Annotated in this window: 16 protein-coding genes; 9 read left to right on the top strand and 7 right to left on the bottom strand. The window is 40.0% G+C overall.

Annotated elements, in window-relative coordinates:
* Positions 1–337: 337 nt before the first annotated feature.
* Positions 338–772: an ATP-binding protein gene (locus VRK28_RS07845; protein WP_054561441.1), complete on the bottom strand. Its 435-nt coding sequence runs from the start codon at positions 770–772 to the stop codon at positions 338–340.
* Positions 773–1,043: 271 nt separating this feature from the next.
* Between VRK28_RS07845 and asnS the strand changes: the two genes are divergently transcribed.
* Together asnS and VRK28_RS07835 are read left to right on the top strand one after the other, a co-directional pair.
* Complete coding sequence (gene asnS, locus VRK28_RS07840) at positions 1,044–2,441, top strand: asparagine--tRNA ligase (protein ID WP_054553906.1); 1,398 nt, start codon at positions 1,044–1,046, stop codon at positions 2,439–2,441.
* Positions 2,442–2,586: 145 nt separating this feature from the next.
* Positions 2,587–3,516, top strand: a complete 930-nt coding sequence (locus VRK28_RS07835; protein ID WP_332393695.1) for a substrate-binding domain-containing protein — start codon at positions 2,587–2,589, stop codon at positions 3,514–3,516.
* Between the two features lie 65 nt (positions 3,517–3,581).
* On the opposite strand, the gene VRK28_RS07830 is transcribed toward VRK28_RS07835, so the two are convergent.
* On the bottom strand, positions 3,582–4,508 hold the full coding sequence (locus VRK28_RS07830; protein WP_332393694.1) for an electron transfer flavoprotein subunit alpha/FixB family protein: 927 nt from the start codon (positions 4,506–4,508) through the stop codon (positions 3,582–3,584).
* Complete coding sequence (locus VRK28_RS07825; protein ID WP_062565331.1) at positions 4,509–5,258, bottom strand: electron transfer flavoprotein subunit beta/FixA family protein; 750 nt, start codon at positions 5,256–5,258, stop codon at positions 4,509–4,511.
* A 193-nt stretch (positions 5,259–5,451) separates the two neighbouring features.
* Between VRK28_RS07825 and VRK28_RS07820 the strand changes: the two genes are divergently transcribed.
* From VRK28_RS07820 to VRK28_RS07795, 6 genes are all read left to right on the top strand, one after another.
* Positions 5,452–7,098, top strand: coding sequence for an electron transfer flavoprotein-ubiquinone oxidoreductase (locus VRK28_RS07820; RefSeq protein ID WP_332393693.1), 1,647 nt, complete (start codon positions 5,452–5,454; stop codon positions 7,096–7,098).
* A gap of 103 nt (positions 7,099–7,201) precedes the next feature.
* Positions 7,202–7,666 (top strand): acyl-CoA thioesterase, encoded by a 465-nt coding sequence (locus VRK28_RS07815; protein ID WP_054561436.1) that lies wholly within the window; start codon positions 7,202–7,204, stop codon positions 7,664–7,666.
* 239 nt (positions 7,667–7,905) lie between these two features.
* On the top strand, positions 7,906–8,478 hold the full coding sequence (locus VRK28_RS07810) for an outer membrane beta-barrel protein (protein WP_055198360.1): 573 nt from the start codon (positions 7,906–7,908) through the stop codon (positions 8,476–8,478).
* A 98-nt stretch (positions 8,479–8,576) separates the two neighbouring features.
* Positions 8,577–9,281: a tRNA (N6-threonylcarbamoyladenosine(37)-N6)-methyltransferase TrmO gene (gene tsaA, locus VRK28_RS07805; protein WP_054561434.1), complete on the top strand. Its 705-nt coding sequence runs from the start codon at positions 8,577–8,579 to the stop codon at positions 9,279–9,281.
* Positions 9,282–9,394: 113 nt separating this feature from the next.
* On the top strand, positions 9,395–11,119 hold the full coding sequence (locus VRK28_RS07800; RefSeq protein ID WP_332393692.1) for a proline--tRNA ligase: 1,725 nt from the start codon (positions 9,395–9,397) through the stop codon (positions 11,117–11,119).
* A gap of 141 nt (positions 11,120–11,260) precedes the next feature.
* Positions 11,261–12,094, top strand: coding sequence for a UDP-2,3-diacylglucosamine diphosphatase (locus tag VRK28_RS07795; RefSeq protein ID WP_062565326.1), 834 nt, complete (start codon positions 11,261–11,263; stop codon positions 12,092–12,094).
* Here VRK28_RS07795 and VRK28_RS07790 read toward each other — a convergent pair.
* The 4 genes from VRK28_RS07790 to VRK28_RS07775 all read right to left on the bottom strand — a co-directional run bounded on the left by VRK28_RS07790 (position 12,091) and on the right by VRK28_RS07775 (position 18,100).
* Positions 12,091–15,129 carry an ATP-binding protein gene (locus VRK28_RS07790; protein WP_332393691.1) on the bottom strand — a complete coding sequence of 1,013 codons (3,039 nt, stop codon included), beginning with the start codon at positions 15,127–15,129 and terminating at the stop codon, positions 12,091–12,093. The two genes, VRK28_RS07795 and VRK28_RS07790, sit on opposite strands and share 4 nt — an antisense overlap.
* A 172-nt stretch (positions 15,130–15,301) precedes the next feature.
* Positions 15,302–16,510: an ABC transporter permease gene (locus tag VRK28_RS07785; protein ID WP_332393690.1), complete on the bottom strand. Its 1,209-nt coding sequence runs from the start codon at positions 16,508–16,510 to the stop codon at positions 15,302–15,304.
* Complete coding sequence (locus VRK28_RS07780; protein ID WP_054561430.1) at positions 16,503–17,291, bottom strand: ABC transporter ATP-binding protein; 789 nt, start codon at positions 17,289–17,291, stop codon at positions 16,503–16,505. Before VRK28_RS07780 ends, VRK28_RS07785 begins: the two co-directional genes overlap by 8 nt.
* Positions 17,288–18,100: a DUF3025 domain-containing protein gene (locus tag VRK28_RS07775; RefSeq protein ID WP_130166367.1), complete on the bottom strand. Its 813-nt coding sequence runs from the start codon at positions 18,098–18,100 to the stop codon at positions 17,288–17,290. Before VRK28_RS07775 ends, VRK28_RS07780 begins: the two co-directional genes overlap by 4 nt.
* Positions 18,101–18,210: 110 nt before the next feature.
* Between VRK28_RS07775 and VRK28_RS07770 the strand changes: the two genes are divergently transcribed.
* Positions 18,211–19,836, top strand: a complete 1,626-nt coding sequence (locus VRK28_RS07770; protein ID WP_253108577.1) for a M28 family metallopeptidase — start codon at positions 18,211–18,213, stop codon at positions 19,834–19,836.
* Positions 19,837–19,848 lie beyond the last annotated feature (12 nt).

Genomic DNA, 19,848 nt, shown 5'->3' with positions numbered 1-19,848 from the left:
AAATGCCAGCACTTAGCTGGCATTTTTGTTACTTCGAAGGGCGTGTTGACCTTTTGTGATTAATTTTGCAGCAGTGTGTTTGGTATTTAGGCAAGGCAGAGCCTATGTAGTGTGATTGTTCCACATAAATAGGCGATAACGCAGCATCAATGCCAAACACGCGCTGCCCTTCGGGTTCTTTCTAGGGGCGATTAACTCTTTGTTGCTCGATTTTTACTTAGCCCACTAGGTTACAAATCTCGCGCCGCGATTAAATCGCCCCTAGAGTGAACAAATTTTAATCCACAAAGGTCAACACGCCCTCTAGGGAAGCTAATGCTTCCTTTTCCTTTAAACTTTACCATTCAAACATATAAGCCATTTTACTGATCATTCGAAGCGGTACTTTATGTTCACAGCGCTTAGCATATAGATGCTGTAAAGATTTATCTTTAATTTCACCAACGATCACTTCTTTTACTTGATAACCCAGTGCAGTGGCCGCTTGTGCATAGGCGATAAATTCCCACTTTTTAATATTAGTGTTATCAACAATTACTAACGGAATTTCTTCTGCTAAGGCATTAATAAAGCGTGCAAGGTTTAGATTGTGATACTCAGATAACTTGTACTTATCAAATTGATACACACCTTCGCTATTGTAAAAATAATCATCTGTTGCGCACACGACATAATCACTTTCATTACCAGCTACCAACTCATCAGCAAGGCTTTGTGCGTAATATGATTTACCTGAGCCTGGTAAGCCGCGAAGAATAAAAACTTGTTTCATAGCACCTGTTATACAATTTAATTAAAGACTAAAGGACAGTTATCCTATTGAGAATTTTTAATAATGCCACAAAATAACCAATTAGCGCAGCGAGAATTTAAATAAACGCAAATTTTACGCAAAATATTGCTGCTATTTTACTCAATTGAAGAAAAACTACTAAAGAGTACGCCTCAATAGTTTTTTTATTTGATTTACGAGGGTAAGATAGTCGATTCAAGTGCAATGCACAGCATTATTATATTAGGCAACTTATATCATTGGAGTGAAGATGAGCCATTTAGCGATTTCAGAGCTATTAAAAGGCAAGGTTGCGGTAGACAGCCAAGTAACAGTAAAAGGCTGGATCCGTACACGCCGCGATTCAAAAGCAGGAATTTCATTTTTAGCCGTTCATGACGGTTCGTGTTTTGATCCTATTCAAGCGGTAGTACCTAATTCACTCAATAATTATGATGAAGTAACACGTTTAACTGCAGGTTGTTCTGTATCTGTAACAGGTGTTCTTGTGCCTTCTGCGGGTCAAGGCCAGTCTTTCGAAATTCAAGCTAACTCTGTAGAAGTATTAGGTTGGGTTGAGAACCCAGACACATACCCTATGTCTGCGAAACGTCACAGCATTGAATATTTACGTGAGCACGCACACCTTCGCCCTCGTACTAACATCATGGGCGCGGTAACCCGTGTACGTAACTGTTTAGCACAAGCGATTCACCGTTTTTATCACGAGCAAGGTTACTACTGGATCAGCACACCGATCATCACTGCAAGTGACTGTGAAGGTGCCGGTGAAATGTTCCGTGTATCTACTTTAGATATGCAAAACTTACCACGCACAGATAAAGGCGACATCGATTACAGTGAAGATTTCTTCGGTAAAGAAGCATTCTTAACAGTATCTGGTCAATTAAATGGTGAGACATATGCCTCAGCAATGTCAAAAATCTATACCTTTGGCCCTACTTTCCGTGCTGAGAACTCAAACACATCTCGTCACTTAGCAGAGTTTTGGATGGTTGAACCTGAAGTTGCATTCGCAGATTTAGAAGATATCGCAAAACTTGCTGAAGACATGCTGAAATATGTTTTCAATGCAGTATTAACTGAGCGCCGTGACGATATGGAATTCTTTGCACAACGTGTTGAGAAAACAGCTATCTCTCGTTTAGAAGAGTTCGTTACTAAAGATTTCGCACAAGTTGATTACACAGATGCTATCGAAATCTTAAAAGCGTGTGGTAAGAAATTCGAATACCCTGTTGAATGGGGTGTAGATTTACAGTCTGAGCACGAACGTTACCTTGCTGAAGAGCACTTTAATGCGCCAGTAGTTATTAAAAACTACCCGCGTGATATTAAAGCCTTCTACATGCGTCAAAACGAAGACGGCAAAACAGTGGCAGCGATGGACGTAGTTGCACCAGGTATTGGTGAAATCATCGGTGGTTCTCAACGTGAAGAGCGTCTAGATGTATTAGATAAGCGTCTAGAAGAAATGGGCTTAAACAAAGAAGATTACAGCTGGTACCGCGACCTACGTAAATACGGTACTGTACCGCACTCAGGTTTTGGTCTAGGTTTTGAGCGTTTAGTTGCATATGTAACAGGTATGGGTAACGTACGTGACGTTATCGCCTTCCCACGAACAAAAGGCAGCGCGACTTACTAATAAGTAACGCCACATATTCTAAAAGCCGCTTTCGAGCGGCTTTTTTGTGTCTAAATCATTAAATATTTTATAAATTCTGATTAGCAAAGCCAGACATATTGCCTATATTGATAGGAAGCTAACTATTTAGGAGTTTGCGTCTACTATGCTATTTCGCTCTATTAAAGCCCTTTTGCTATCTACAACTCTTATTTCTGCACATAGTGCGTATGCAATTGAAGAAAATATTTATTCGAAGCCTATTTTTATTGCTGGCTCAACCACAGTGACAGAATTATTAGTCGATATAAAAGACGACTTAAGCCAAGAATTTGGAAATAGTATACAAATTAGGCCAATGGGCAGTGACAAAGGGATTAAAGCCATTGCCGATAATGTAATTGATATTGGCACCAGCTCTCGATATTTAACAAAAGAAGAGCAACAACGCTGGCCTTTTTTGCGGCAGATAATCATAGCTCAAGATGCAATCGCATTCTTTGTAAATAAAAACTTAAACATCACTGAACTTACCACTAAAGAGCTGAGCGATATCTACCAAGGCAAACTAAAGGCGTGGTCTGAGGTTTCTCCTTATACTCCAGAGCTAAGCGCAAAAAATGATGAGATCCTGCTTTTTAGCAAAGGCACTAGTCATGGTAGTTTTGATGTGTTTTTGGAATATTTAAACTTAGATTATATACAAGAGCCAGGCAGTAATTTCATACGCTTAAAAATGGCGGGTAATAGAGGTTTATTTTCTAAACAAAAAGTAGAGCTTTATGATCAGTTCAATCAAGCGCTGGGTATAGTCCAGCGTATTCCAAATGCCATTGCCTATGATTCATATGGCGCTATTAGTAAATTAGAAAATGACAGACGTATTAATAGAGTAACGTTACTTGAGATCGACGGTGTAAGCCCTTCTGTTGAATCAATTCAAAGTGGCGACTATGCCTTTGTTAGACCACTTGTGCTAATAGTAAACACACAATCACCCCGCTCAAAAAAGATTGGCGACAAGCTCGCTGTGATTGTTAAATCAAACAAGATACAACAGAAAATGCTTGAGTTTGGTTACCTTCCGGTAAAATAGTTAAACGAAAAAAAGCTGCGCACCTAAAAAGGTGAACAGCTTTTAACAACCAGAATCGTTATGAATTACAGAGCGCTTTCAAGCTCTGGTAACACATCAAATAAATCGGCAACTAAACCATAGTCAGCAACTTGGAAAATTGGCGCATCAGGGTCTTTATTGATAGCAACAATCACTTTAGAGTCTTTCATACCCGCTAAGTGTTGAATCGCACCACTAATACCCACAGCAATATATAAATCTGGGGCAACAATTTTACCTGTTTGACCTACTTGCATATCGTTTGGTACAAAGCCCGCATCAACAGCAGCACGTGAAGCACCAATGGCTGCGCCTAGTTTGTCGGCAATACCATTTAATAACGCAAAGTTTTCACCATTTTGCATACCACGACCACCTGAAATAACCACAGGTGCTGCAGTAAGCTCTGGACGCTCAGACTCAGTTTGTTCTTCTGATACAAACTCACTCAGACCAACAGAACCTTTTCCTGTAACACTAGTTACAGCTACTGGTGCTTGCTCTTGTGCAATATCAAAGCTACTTGCACGAACAGTAATAACCTTTTTGCTATCCAATGATTTAACTGTCGCAATTGCATTACCTGCATAAATAGGACGCTTAAAGGTATCTGCATCAATAACGTCGATGATTTCAGAGATTTGCGCTACATCTAAAAGTGCAGCAACACGCGGCATAAAGTTTTTACCCGTTGTTGTTGCGCTTGCGACAATGTGTGAATAGTTATCAGCTAAAGATAAAACTATATCAGCTAGGTTTTCTGCAAGTTGATTAGCATAAGCTGCATCATCGGCAATAAGTACGTTACTAACACCTGCAATTGATGCTGCTTGTTCACTCATTGCTGATAAGTTTTCGCCTGCAAGTAGTAAATCTACATCAAAGCCTAGTTTAACAGCAGCAGTAATCGTTTTATTGGTTTCAGGCTTTAGAACACCTTTATCGTGTTCGGCTATCACTAATGTTTTCATTTAGATCACCTTCGCTTCTGTTTTTAACTTTTCTACCAATGTTGCTACATCTTCTACGATGATGCCGCCACTGCGTTTTTCTGGCTCATTTACTTCTACCAGCTGCACGCGAGGCGCAAGGTCTACACCTAGGCTGTCAGCAGCAATTACTTCAAGTGGTTTACGTTTTGCCTTCATAATGTTTGGCAATGAAGCGTAGCGTGGCTCATTTAAACGTAAGTCTGTGGTTACGATAGCAGGTAGTTTAAGAGCAACTGTTTGTAAGCCACCATCTACTTCACGCGTTACATTAACCGTACCTGCTTGAACATCGACTTTAGATGCAAAGGTACCTTGACCACGACCCGTTAAAGCTGCAAGCATTTGACCGGTTTGATTGTTGTCAGAGTCAATCGATTGCTTACCTAAAATAACTAGCTCAGGTGATTCTTGCTCTACAATCTTGCTCAGTAATTTAGCAACATGTAAAGATTCAAGCTTTTCTTCTGTTTCAATATGAATGGCTTTATCAGCACCGAGTGCTAAAGCCGTGCGTAATTGCTCTTGAGATGATTTATTACCAATAGTCACAGCAACAACCTCAGTGGCCGTCCCTGCTTCTTTTAAACGAATAGCTTCTTCAATTGCAATTTCACAAAACGGGTTCATCGCCATTTTTACATTAGCTAGATCAACATCCGTTTTATCGGCTTTAACGCGTGCTTTGACGTTGTAGTCAATTACTCTTTTAATTGGAACGAGGACTTTCATCGTGACTCCATCAATTGTGTGTTCTCAAAGTTGACCTAAACGTCAACTTATTTATTTTATGAATTCAGACTACTTCCTGTTGACGTAAACGTCAACCTAAAATAACCTTAAAGTATTCACAGCCTGTAACGTTTCATTTGCAAGTATGAAATAAGGTTCTTTATAGCAGGTCCGTCACCGAGAAGAGGTTTATATGGTCGAACGCGAAACCATGGAATTTGATGTAGTCATCGTAGGCGCAGGCCCAGCAGGTTTATCAACTGCGATTAGATTGGCTCAACAAGCACAAGAAAAACAACAAGAATTAATGATCTGTGTGGTAGAAAAAGGCTCTGAGGTGGGCGCACACATTTTATCGGGTGCGGTTTTCGAAACCAAAGCGCTGGATGAATTATTACCTGATTGGCAGTCATTAGGCGCACCAGTTACCACTAAAGTAACGCAAGATGATATTTACTGGTTCAATAACAGTGAAAAAGCCACCAGCATCCCCCACTTTGCTAGCCCTAAAACATTCCATAACGAAGGCAATTATATTGTCTCTATGGGTAATGTATGTCGCTTTTTAGCAGAGCAAGCGGAAAACTTAGGGGTAGAAATATTCCCTGGTTTTAGTGCTCACTCTTTGATTATTGAAGACGAAACAGTGAAAGGCATTATCACTGGCGATATGGGCCTTGATAAAGACGGCAACGAAAAAGATGGTTACATGCCGGGTATGGAGCTTAGAGCTAAATACACAGTATTTGCTGAGGGCTGTCGCGGTCATTTAGGTAAAGAGCTAATCAAACACTTTGCCCTTGATAAAGATGCATCACCACAGCATTACGGTTTGGGATTCAAAGAAATTTGGCAAATCGACCCGAGTAAACACAAAGAAGGCACAGTCGTACATGGCACAGGCTGGCCGTTAACCGTTGATACCAGTGGTGGTGCATTTATGTATCACAGCGATAACAACCAAATTGTGGTGGGCTTAATTGTTGACCTTAACTATTCAAATCCACATTTAAGCCCGTTTGATGAATTCCAACGCATGAAACATCACCCTGTCTTTAAAGATGTTTTAGAAGGCGGTGAACGTATAGCCTATGGCGCAAGAGCCATTGCCAAAGGTGGCCTACGTTCGTTACCGAAAATGCACTTCCCGGGTGGTTTACTTGTGGGTTGTGATGCCGGCACATTAAACTTTGCTAAGATCAAAGGTAATCATACAGCCATGAAATCAGGAATGGTTGCTGCTGATGTGATCGTAGCAGCTCTTAGCGACGGTAAAGAAAATGCCGATTTAGCTGAATATAAATCAGCTTTTGAACAAAGCTGGGCGTACAAAGAGCTCTATCAATCACGTAACTTTGGCCCTGTTATGCACAAACTGGGTAAGTTCTTAGGTGGGGCTTATAACACCCTAGATCAAAACCTATTTGGTGGCAGCTTACCGTTTAATTTTGAAGACAACATGCCAGATCATGCCACATTAGTTGCAGCTGATCAGGCAGAAAAAATCGATTACCCGAAAGCAGACGGCAAGCTTAGCTTTGATAAACTTTCATCGGTATTTTTATCAAATACCAATCATGAAGAATTACAGCCATGTCATTTAAAGCTAAAAGATAACTCGATTCCTATTGCAGTGAATTTACCTAAATTCGATGAACCTGCACAACGCTACTGCCCTGCGGGTGTTTACGAAGTACAAGAGGTTGAAGGTGAAAAAGAGTTTGTGATCAACTCACAAAACTGTGTGCACTGTAAAACCTGCGACATAAAAGACCCAAGTCAAAACATTACTTGGGTAACACCTGAAGGTGCTGGCGGGCCAAACTACCCTAATATGTAACGCACGTTACTCATTTAATTAAAATTTATCCTAAATTGCAGGGGCTTCGGCCCCTTTTTTAGGCTATGCTGAAAATGTCGTGTTTTATAAAAGTGAGTAAAGTATGCCGTCTTCAAGTGTAACCTTTCGTTTTTTAGCTGAACCTACCGATGTCAATTTTGGCGGTAAGGTTCATGGTGGTGTAGTAATGAAGTGGATTGACCAAGCTGGTTACGCCTGTGCTGCAGGTTGGAGCGGTCATTACTGCGTAACTGTTTCTGTTGCGGGTGTGAAGTTTCAGCGCCCTATTTTGGTTGGCCAAATAGTCGAAGTGAAAGCTAGTATTGCCCACACAGGTAAAACAAGCATGCAAATCTTTATACAAGTACGCTGCGGCGACCCTAAAACCCAAAACCTAGTTGAAACCAATCATTGTGTTATAAGTTTTATTGCTATGGATGAAGCAGGATACCCAATCGAAGTACCCTCATACACAGCCGTAACAGACGAAGAAAAGAAAATCGAAAACTATGCGATAAAAATGAAAGAGATCGCGATAGAAACAGAAACCCTTTTACAAAAAGCCTAAAAATTTAAAGCAACAAAAAATTATAAACTGTACCTAGTAACTTCTACAGAGCACCCTGAAATTGTTACGACTGCCAAACTGAATGCCTGATTACAGTTTCAACAAACTGAACAAAAAACCACTTTATAAAGCCTAAAAACAATACTTTAGGCTTTGTTTTCAGCTTGGCATTGCCGTTGCAATACTCCTTGTGAATGACGCGAAACATTCGTTTATTTATTTTATAAAGGAGCTATTAAATGATTAAAGCAATTTCACTTTCTGCACTTTCTTTAGCACTACTAGGTTTTAATAATGCTGCGCATGCAGATATTACTGAAATGGATTCTCCGCGTATTTATACCGGTATCGGCTACGGCCAATATTCTTTTGAGTTTGAAGACAGTGAAAATGACACTGACTTTGATGACGATTCACAAATGCTAAAAGGTTATATTGGTACTCAGTTTAACAAGTACTTAAGCCTTGAACTTGCTTATCAAAATTTTGATGAAGTAAGCGATATCGATTCTAAAGCTGAAATTGACGGTGTTTCATTAGCAGCACGCTTAGCAGCCCCAATTACAGATAGCTTTTCTGTTTATGCCAAAGGTGGTTGGCTAGAGTGGGATGCTGAAATTGAGCAAGACCTAGGCGAGCTTGGCAGCATCAGTGCTGACTCAGACGGTGGTGATGTATTTTATGGTGCAGGTGTAGAATATGCCTTCACAACAAACATGCAAGTACGTTTAGAGTATGAGCGCTATAAATTAGAAGATGATATTGACCCAGATATGGATGTTGCGTCTGTATCATTCCAATACATGTTTTAATTTAGACTACACAGTCTAAATATTAAAAGGCAGTCTCGACTGCCTTTTTTTGTGTTTGCATGTAAAATGTCGGCAGATTTTCTTAACGACAATGCACAATGAGCGAATACCAATTAACTGCCGTCGGCCATATTCAATCCCCTTATAAACAAAAGTTTGCCATACCTCGCCAACCTCGTTTGGTTCCTGAAGCTAAAGCAAAGCTGGTATTCAGCAGCGATTTTAATCGTGAAGAGTTTGTACGCGGCCTCGATGAATTTAGCCATATTTGGCTGTTATTTAGATTTCATGAAACCGCAGATAAAGGCTATTCAGCAATGGTGAGACCCCCTCGCCTAGGCGGTAATGAACGTAAAGGTGTATTTGCAACACGTGCAACCTTTCGCCCAAATGCAATTGGCATGAGTGCTGTAAAACTTGAAGGCATTGAATATAAAAATGGTCAATTAAGCTTATTGCTTTCAGGTATCGATTTACTCGATGGCACACCTATTTTAGATATTAAACCTTATTTGCCCTACTCAGACGCAATGACCGATGCCACCGCAGGCTTTGCCGATACCCGACCAGAAACCGATATGAGTGTTGAGTTTAGTGAAGAAGCCCTGGCGTTTATCGAAAAACAGACCGAACAACCTGAATTAAAAGCGTTTATAAGCAATGTATTAAAGCAAGATCCTCGCCCTGCTTATAAAAAGCAACGTGACTCAGAACAAAGCTACGGCATGACCTTATATGATTTTAATATTAGGTGGCATGTTCAGGACAATCATAATACAGTGACCAGCATTGAAAAATGCTAGTTTTTAGCATATAGCGCTTTAGTGTCAGTGCTTCCACTGGTAAACTTAGCGCCTTGTTATTACTCAAACGTCTTGAGTAAACGATAATAATTTTAACACTACTTGGAATAGAGATGCGTACCAGTCAATATATACTCGCAACACTTAAAGAAACTCCGTCTGATGCAGAAATTGTTTCTCATCAATTAATGCTACGAGCAGGCATGATCCGCCGCGTTGCGTCGGGTTTGTATACATGGTTGCCCTCTGGTCTACGCGTACTTAAAAAAGTAGAAAACATCGTACGTGAAGAAATGGATAAAGCAGGCGCTATCGAAATGTTAATGCCTATTATCCAACCAGCTGATCTTTGGGAAGAGTCTGGTCGTTGGGAGCAGTTTGGTCCTGAATTACTGCGTATTAATGACCGTCACAACCGTCCATTTGCACTTGGCCCTACACACGAAGAAGTGATCACAGATTTTGTACGTAAAGAGGTAAACTCTTATAAGCAATTACCGCTTACTCTTTACCAAGTACAAACAAAAGTACGTGACGAAGTTCGTCCTCGTTTTGGTGTAATGCGTGCTCGTGAATTTACGATGAAAGATGCTTACTCTTTTCACTTAAGTGATGAGTGTTTAGAGAAAACATACCAAGTAATGCACAAAGCATACTGCAACATATTCGAGCGCCTTGGTCTTGATTACCGCCCTGTTATCGCTGATACCGGTTCTATCGGTGGTAGCGTGTCACATGAGTTCCATGTGCTTGCAGAATCAGGCGAAGATGCAATCGCATTTAGTGATGCAAGTGATTATGCTGCAAATATCGAAAAAGCAGAAGCACTGGCACCGACTGAAGAGCGCCCAGCTCCAAGCAAAGAACTAAAAGCGTTCCCAACGCCTGATGCAAAATCAATTGCTGAGCTTAAAGAGCACTATGGTGTTAAACCTCACCGCGGCGTGAAAACATTAATCGTGTATGGCGCACCAGATGAAAACGAACAACGTGGTTTAGTTGCCCTTGTATTACGTGGCGACCATGATCTAAACGAGTTAAAAGCTGAGAAACACCCGCTTGTAGACTCACCGCTTGAAATGGCAAAAGAAGAAGACATCGTTGCTGCTATTGGCGCAAAACCAGGTTCATTAGGCCCAGTCGGCCTATCAATGCCAATCATTGTTGACCGCACAGCTAACGTAATGGCTGATTTTGTAGCTGGTGCTAATAAAGATGGTGAACATTTCAGCGGTATCAACTGGGATCGCGATGTAGAAAACTACGAAGTGGCTGATATCCGTAATATCGTGGAAGGCGATCCAAGCCCGTGTGGCCAAGGTTCACTGCAAATTAAACGTGGTGTTGAAGTTGGCCATATTTTCCAACTTGGCACTAAGTACTCAGAAGCAATGAAAGCAGGCGTATTAAGTGAATCAGGTAAAAACCAAGTAATGACAATGGGTTGTTACGGTATTGGTGTATCACGTATCGTAGCTGCCGCTATTGAGCAAAACAACGACCAATACGGTATTAAATGGCCGCAACCTATCGCACCATTTGATTTAGCAATTGTACCTATGAACATGCATAAGTCTCATCGTATTCCGGATATTGCAGATAACCTTTACAAAGGTTTGAAAGATGCAGGTTTAGATGTGTTGTTTGATGACCGTAAAGAGCGCCCTGGTGTTATGTTTAACGACATGGAATTATTAGGTGTGCCTTTCACGCTAGTTATTGGTGAGCGTAACCTTGATGAAAATAAGGTGGAGCTTAAAAACCGTCGTACTGGTGAAAAGCTAATGCTTGATTTAGACAGTGCCGCTTCCGAAATTGCCGCACTTGTTAAAGGCTAATTAAGTCAGCTCTACAAAATTTAAAAAACCGCTTCGGCGGTTTTTTTGTTTTATTAATTGTCATAGATGTTTCGCTAAAGCGTCTTTTAACTGTCATTGATTCTGCCTAGCATTTACTTTATTACACCATGAGTAAATGCCATGAATAACACCACTTGCAGTAGTAAAACCCACTATCCTGCCGTTTGGATTTCCGACGTTCACTTAGGTTATAAAGACTGCCAAGCGCAGTATTTACTAGACTTTTTAAATGCGATTGAATGCGATGTTCTGTATTTGGTCGGTGATATTGTCGATTTATGGTCAATGAAACGACAGTTCTTTTGGCACCCTAGCCATTATGATGTATTAGCGCTTATTCAACAAAAAGCAAAAGACGGCACTCGAGTGATCTATATACCGGGTAACCACGACGAAACCTTTCGCCATTATGCTAATGATTCATTATTCGGTATAGAAGTACATAAACAATATATTCATACCACAAAAGCCAACAAACGGTTTTTACTGTTGCATGGCGACGATTTTGATTCAGCAACCCGCTACAACAAATTAATCAGTATTGCAGGCGATGCAGGATACGACTTTTTACTTTTTTTAAATCGTTGGACTAATCGCATTCGCCGTTTATTTGGCGGTAATTATTGGTCATTGGCCTCTTGGATAAAAGCGCGAGTGCATAAAGCACGTGAAGCAATTGACGCATTTGAAAAAGCGGCAATCCACGAAGCAAAAAAACAAGCCGTCGATGGCATCATTTGTGGGCATATTCATCACCCAGCCGTTAAAGTGGTTGATGGAATTTTGTATTGCAATGATGGCGACTGGATTGAGAGCTGCACTGCATTAGTTGAAAACAGCTCTGGCCGTATTGAGTTATTGCACTGGAGTGAAACACAAAAAGTGATTCACTCTGCTGATATTAGTGCATTAACGCCTAAACCTGCATTTAATAAAGAACGCGATGCCGCTTAAGCCTTCAGCCACATTGATAGCTTTTTACGCAATGTGGCTTGTTTAATTGGCTTGGTGATATAGTCGTTCATACCAACACTGAGGCATTTTTCTCTATCGCCAGCCATCGCACTTGCGGTCATGGCTATGATCACCACATCTTGGTATTTCTCGCCTGTTTTTCCCTGCCTGATTGCTTTGGTACAGTCATACCCATTTAAGTTTGGCATTTGGCAATCCATCAAGATCAGATCAAATTGAGTTTCGCTATTATTCAATACCTCAATTGCTTCAAGACCATCGCTGGCTGATTCAATATGAACATGGCTATCTCTTAAAATGGCTTTGCTCACCTCAATATTAATCATGTTATCGTCGACGATAAGCACTGAACGAGATGTTAAATCAAGCTCAATAATTTCTTTAGTATCTGTATTTTTACGCTCAATAACAGAGTTATTATCATTAAATAAAACCGCGAGTTTATAGGCTAATTCATCTGGAGTGACAGGTTTTGCAATAACAGTACAATTGCTCGGTAATGTTTCTTTTTGTTTAAGTGATGCCATAACACCTAAAATTAATACACAGGTGTCGGGGTATCGATTTGCAAAACTCAACACATTATTTAGTTCTGGGTGTTTATGATCAATGATAAGTAAATCTAACTGATTGAAATCATTTTCAGGTATATCACTTATTCGAGAAACTTTCGATGGCTGAGGCTGACAAGTTTTCTCTAATTGGGTTTCAATGTTCTGACCAAGTAGAGCATATAAAACTGCACAACCAACTTGTTTGTTATTCAAAGCCGTAATCGTACCCTGCTCTTTTAATGAGCCACTGAGTGACACTGTGATACTTGCACAAAAGCGGCTTCCTTTTCCTTTTTCACTTTCAACGATAATATCACCGCCCATCAACTGAGCGAGCTTTCGACTTATTGAAAGCCCTAAACCACTGCCACCATAATGGCGTGTGGTACTTGAGTCCTCTTGGGTAAACACTTCAAACAATTTACTTTGGTTTTCTTTCGAAATACCAATACCTGTATCTTCAACTACAAAGCTTAGGCAAAGCGTATTATCTGTATGCAGCTGCTCTTTTACCGTTAAGCTAACATGACCCTTGTGGGTAAATTTAAATGCATTACTCAATAAATTATTGAGAATTTGTTTTAAACGGTGGCTATCACCCATTACGGTACGCTTAGTAATAGCATGCGCATCGAACAGTATTTCAATACCTTTTTTCTGACCTTGAACAGCCATTGATGTTATTAAATCACTGCACACTGAAACGACATCAAACTCGTGACTATCTAAATCAAGTTTACCTGCTTCAATTTTTGAAAAATCGAGAATGTCATTAATCAGTGTCATCAATGAGTTAGCGCTGGTATTTGCATAATGTAAGTATTGCATTTGCTGAGTAGATAATGGCTCTTCTTCAAGCATTTCGAGCATGCCAAGTACACCATTCATCGGGGTGCGGATTTCATGGGAGATGTTAGCGACAAACTCACTTTTAGCTTTACTGGCAGCTAATGCTTCTTCGGTGGCCTTTTCGAGTTCGGCTGTGCGGCTTTTTACTTTTTCTTCTAGTGTCACATTAAGCTTTTCTAGTTGATGTTGAGCGCACTTAAGTGAATCAATATTGCGTAGTATTGCCGCTATTTGATATTGCTGCTTCGCTGCATCAAAAACAGGTGTCATGGTAATCGAGAAATAATGAGTGCTCTGTTCACTAATGTGAACCGCTTCAAACGAGCAACGCTGCCCTTCTTTAATGGCTTGTGCAATCCCTTGAAAATCTTCATCGTTATAATTAAACAAGGTATCAAAATGGGTGGTTTGCTCTGTAATACCAAAAAACGTTTTTGCCGTTTCATTCGCATTACAAATAACACCATTTGGCTGAACCATAATAATGGCATCTGTCGAGTCTTCTATGATTTTACTATTCTTTTCTTTTAGAAAACTCAGCTCAATTTTTCTGTTGATGTCACGTTGGTAGATAATAAATAACATCAGTACTACTAAAATTATTAAGCATAAAATGCCAATAAACCTTAATCGCTTTTGATGTATTTCATGCAGCAATGTATCGGTATTTATTGAGACAGCCAATGTAAGTGGCTGCATTTGAACGCCATTGTTAAACTCAATAATTTTATCTATATATAGTTTTTCAGGTAGGTTTACTACGTCAAAAAAATCAACGCCTGACATTTGTTGTTGAGTGCTAAACTCTTCATTCCAATAATGAGCATCATCTAGCTCAAAACTAAAACGGTATGATTCCTTTGGATGATAGATAAATTGTTGCTGCGCATTTAATAAATACACTGACATATTATCAGCGATGTTACTGCTAAGCTTATTAAGCAGATCGGCTGCATAATAGTTTAAGATCAAAACTGCAAAAGGCTTACCTTCAGCATCTTTTACTAGTTTTGCAATCCGATATGTACTTGTATAGGGCTTTTGTAAACGGCCATTTTCACGATTGTAGTTAATAGGTGAAATATAAATTTGGCCATTTTCAAGCTGTGCTGTGATTTGCATGTAATCACGTTGGCCTTTATGTTGTAACTTTTCCTCACCTATTCTATCGACTTGACCATTTACATTATCAACACGTACAACCTCTTTGCCATTATCAGCAATATAAATGTAGCGAGCTTGTGCGAGGTCTTTATCTGTTGACATAAAACCAGTAAAGATTTTTGCTAGGCGATCTTTCCATGCCGAGATAGGCGTGCCTAACACGGGATCTATATTTTGATCATTGGTAGCGCGCATAATTGCAAGCACTGGCGGCGTTGAATCTAAAAAGTTAAGTGCAGAAATATTCTCTCTTAAACTTGTTTTTAGTACATTTTTTTTAGTGTCGAGCTCTCTCTTCATCTGTTCAAAGGTGCGGCTGAACACATCCTCTCTAAGGTCGTATTCATACTTTACAGTTACAAAAATTGCCAATAGCAAGAGAATACAAAAAGCGAGTATTGGTAATTTGTGACGTTGATAGAAATGCGCTGAATGTCCAGAATCCATTGAATCGAAAGCCTTCTTTTCTACTCTGCTTTAGAGTATAGGAGAGAATAGTAATAAAAGCGGAGTATACAGAAAATATATTAAGTAATAAGAACTCGTAAGTACTTAGCTTGGCTTACAAACAAATAAAGCACCAAAATGATGCTTTATTATTAGGTAAAATCAGTATCTCTTATCTAAATAAGACATCTTCTTTATTAAACCATTTAACGCAAAACGCGAGTAATGCACCTGCCACAATCACTGTCGCTAAGAAAATTAAACCCACGAGTGTGTAATCAACTGTACCTTTAATGATTTCTTTGATTGCCAAAGCTACATTTGTAACAGGAATGAATGCTGTTTTGCTCGTCAGTTCAACATTTGGCATCAAGGCAACCATAATTGGAAAAATTACACCCATGCTAAGTGGTGCCATGTAGTTTTGCGCTTCTTTAAAGGTTCGCGCATAAATTGAAATAGCCAACGCTAATGATGAGAAGATTGCAGCAATAGGTAATAACAAAACAAAAATCAGCCCTAAATCTAATACGGTTAAAGAGCTAAATGCGTTTTTAACAACTGCTAAATCTACGAATGCAATGGCCACTGATATCCACACACCCATACTGAGTACAGTAATGGTGGTTGTCGCAATAGAAGAAGCAAGTAAGGTTACAAACTTACCTAACACCAGCTGTGTACGGGTGATTGGTGTAAGTAGAAGGGTTTCGAGCGTACCACGCTCTTTTTCACCAGCTCCTAAATCAATCGCCGGATACGTTGCACCCATCAATACCAGAGGAATAAGTAGATAAGGAATAAACCCACCTATTTTCTCGCCAAGATTTTCACGTTTATCTGCAGTGTCGACCTTCACAACTTTAATAGGCTCGATAATGGCAGCTTGTTGCTCTTCTGATACACCAAAGCTTAATAGTTTGTTTGTACGCAGCGTATCGCCATATTCTTTTGCCAGTTCTTTTACACGGTCAAATAAGAAGTTAATTGCTTTTGCGTCGTTATACACAACTTGCCATTCGCTTTGATTTGCATCATCTAAGGTTTGCTTAGCGTCTGACGGTAAATAGATACCCATGTCTATGGTGCCTGCTTTTACCGCTTTAGTGAGATCTTCTACCGTATTAAAGGTTTCGTCGCCTTTATATAAAGCAAAGCTCTTATGGTAAAACACCTTATCTGTAAAATCTTGTGCGTAATTGCCATTGATAATAGCGTAAGTATGGACCTCTTGTTCTGCCTCTAACGCCGCTTGTGAACTAATAAAGGCCATAACAGCAAATAACAGTGGGAAGATAGCAACCGGTAGTGCAACAACGAATATCAATGTTTTACGGTCACGTAACAGCTCTTTTAATTCCTTTTTAAATACTTCAAACATCACGGCTCTCCGTTAAAATATTCATAAACGCTTGGTTTAATTCTTCACTTTGACCTGTTTGTTTAAACTCATCTAAGGTGCCATCAAAGCAACTAATACCTTGGTTTATCACTGCAACACGGTCACAAAGTAAGGCAACTTCATCTAAATGGTGCGTTGAAAAAATAACTGGTGTGCCCTGCTCTTTAAGGCCGCGAATAAAGTTAATTACGGTTTGCGTAGTCATAATATCTAAACCAGTTGTCGGCTCATCAAGAATAACCACATCAGGATGATGAACAACAGCACGGGCAATATTGGCTTTTTGCTTCATACCTGTTGAAAGGTTTTCGGCGCGTTTATCAATAAAGCTGTGCATATCAAGTAAGGTGAATAGCTCATCACAACGAGCGGCTACCGCTTTTTTACTCATGCCATGTAAACGGGCAAAGTATTCAACGTTTTCTTTAACTGTTAAACGCCCATATAAGCCGGTACTACCTGAAAGAAATCCAATTGATTTGCGGCCAACTAACGGCTTTTTAACGATATCGTGACCAGAGATGGTAATGCTGCCTTCATCTGGTTTTAAGGCTGTTGAAATCATTCTAAGGGTGGTTGTTTTACCGGCACCATTTGGGCCGAGTAACCCAAGTACTTCACCTTTGTTACATTGAAAGCTGACGTCTCTCACAGAATGAAAAAACTCTTTATCTTCACGGGGGTCTACGTTGTCCGTTTTATTTTTTTTATGATCTTTTGTTAGCTTAAACTTCTTTTTAAGCCCGGCCACTTCAATCATGTGCGTTTCCTTCGTTTCGGTCTAAAGTAATCAGTGTTACTGTAAAATTCTGGATTTTCATTGTCAGTCCACCATCCTGGTACGCCTAACAAGGGTAAGGGTGATAAGTTTTTATTATCACGCAAACAATCATCAAGCTTTATCATCTCATAAAGACGTTGATCTAGATACGCATATTGCTCGCTTAAATCTTTACAAAATATGTCATCAGGAACAATTACAAATAATGCTTTACCCGTTAAACCAATATACGGCTGAGTGAGCATTTCGTAGTTAGCATGACCAAACATAAATGGCCTAATGCTTTTACCCCAATGTTCACGTTGTTCTACAAAGGCTTGTTGCCATTGGTGGTCGCGTAATTGCTGCTGCCAGCTTTGCTCAGTAATTGCCAGCACCACACCGCATTCGTCAAATAAAGTAAGTGCATTTCGATGTTTACTACGCTCTTTTAGACCATGCAGTTTAATTTCTTCGATATGCTGATGATTAATCAGCGCTTTGGTTTTTGGAAATAAACACCAAATAAAACCACCAAAAAGGTCATGCCAATTTTGTTGTCTTGTTGGTACTTGCCCTGTCTCAAATATGATTTGCTCATAATAACGGGTTTCATCAGCAAACTTTTCATCTTCAACAAAGGTTATGGCTTTGCCCTGTGTAGTTTTCGCATTTAGATATTGATTAAACCACTGGCAAGATGGCCAATCTGACAGTTTATCTAAATTAAATAGCGTCGCTAGGTCACTAAAAGCACCCGTTGTGAGGTATTGTGTTGACCATTGCTCGGGAGCAGTAAATCGTTTCATTGCTTATTTTTTAACTTCTTGATGTATTGTGGGTAGTTTACCGTAAAAACTGGTTCTCATTAATAGAACCTCATATACTAATGCCACCATAAAACAAAAAAAGAGCTATTATGAAACGCTATTTTCCAATGACAGTCCTTGCAAGTGCCATTCTTGCGGGCTGTGCTTCAACAAGTATCACATCAAGTGATGTCGAAAAAGCCTATCAAAGCATTAATTCAGAGCAATTAGCAGAGCATATTAAAGTGCTTGCCTCTGATGAGTTCGGTGGCCGAGCACCATCATCTAAAGGTGAAGAGCTAACGCTTGCCTATTTAACCGACCAATTTAAAGCATTGGGTTTTGAGCCGGGTAACGGTGATAGCTTCTTACAAGAAGTACCGCTTGTTTCACTAGAAGCTGATTCAGACATGGTACTTACTATTGGCGGCAAAGATTACCAATACAAAAAAGATATGGTAATGGGTAGTAGCCGTATTAGTGCTAAGCAAAGCATTAAAGATTCTGAATTAGTATTCGTTGGTTACGGTGTTAATGCACCAGAGTACAACTGGAACGACTACGAAGGCTTAGATGTTAAAGGCAAAACCGTTGTTATGCTGGTAAACGATCCTGGTTTTGCGACGAAAAACCCTGATTTATTCACCGGCGATGCCATGACCTATTACGGTCGTTGGACATACAAATATGAAGAAGCAAGCCGTCAAGGTGCAGCAGGTGCGATTATCATCCACGAAACAGCACCGGCTTCTTACCCATGGTCTGTTGTTGAAAACTCATGGAGCGGTGAACAATTTGGTTTCCAAAAAGAAAATAACAACATGGACCGTGTTGCTGTTGAAGGCTGGGTAACAACTGATGTTGCTAAAGAGCTTTTCACAAAAGCAGGCTTAGATTTCGATAACATGAAAGCTAATGCGGCAAAAGGCGCTTACCATGTTGATATGGGCGACCTAACTGCAAGTGTTGAAGTAAATAATACAATCAAAAAGTCAATTTCGTATAACTTTATCGCGACGTTACCGGGTAGCGAAAAGCCAGACGAGCACATCATTTATTCAGCTCACTGGGATCACCTTGGTACAGATAAAACCCGCAAAGGTGACCAAATCTATAATGGCGCCCACGATAATGCAACGGGCACTGCTGGCTTAATCGAAGTTGCTGAAGCATTCGCTACCTTACCTGAGCACCCTAGCCGTTCAATGACTTTCTTAGCCGTTACTGCTGAAGAACAAGGTTTACTTGGCTCGAAATATTATGCTGCAAATCCAGTGATCCCAGCATCACAAACGGTTGCTAACATCAATATGGATAGCTTAAACCTATTAGGTAAAGTTAAAGACATCAGTGTTGTTGGTATTGGTAAATCAGAAATGGATAGCCTGCTAGAAACAGCTGCTAAAGCACAAGGCCGTACAGTATCTGGTGACCCTAAACCGTCTTCAGGTGGTTACTACCGCTCTGATCACTTTGCATTTGCAAACATGGGTGTACCAGCAATGTATGCCGGTGGTGGTAGTGAAGCACTTGACGAAGAAACGGCAAATTACCGTAAGCGTATGAGCTTAGTGCTTCGTGGTTGTTATCATCAGCCTTGCGACCGTTACCGTGATGAATGGGATTTATCAGGTGCCGTTCAGGACCTTCAGTTATTCTATCAAGTAGGTTTTGATATTTCAGAACGAAAAGAATGGCCGACCTGGAATGCCACTTCTGAGTTCCAACGCAAATAGATACAAATGAGA

This window comes from Pseudoalteromonas sp. P80D2, assembly GCF_036680945.1.
Lineage (GTDB): Bacteria > Pseudomonadota > Gammaproteobacteria > Enterobacterales > Alteromonadaceae > Pseudoalteromonas > Pseudoalteromonas shioyasakiensis.
Note: the sequence above shows the minus strand (reverse complement) of the source record. Positions and strands in the feature narration are given on the sequence as shown.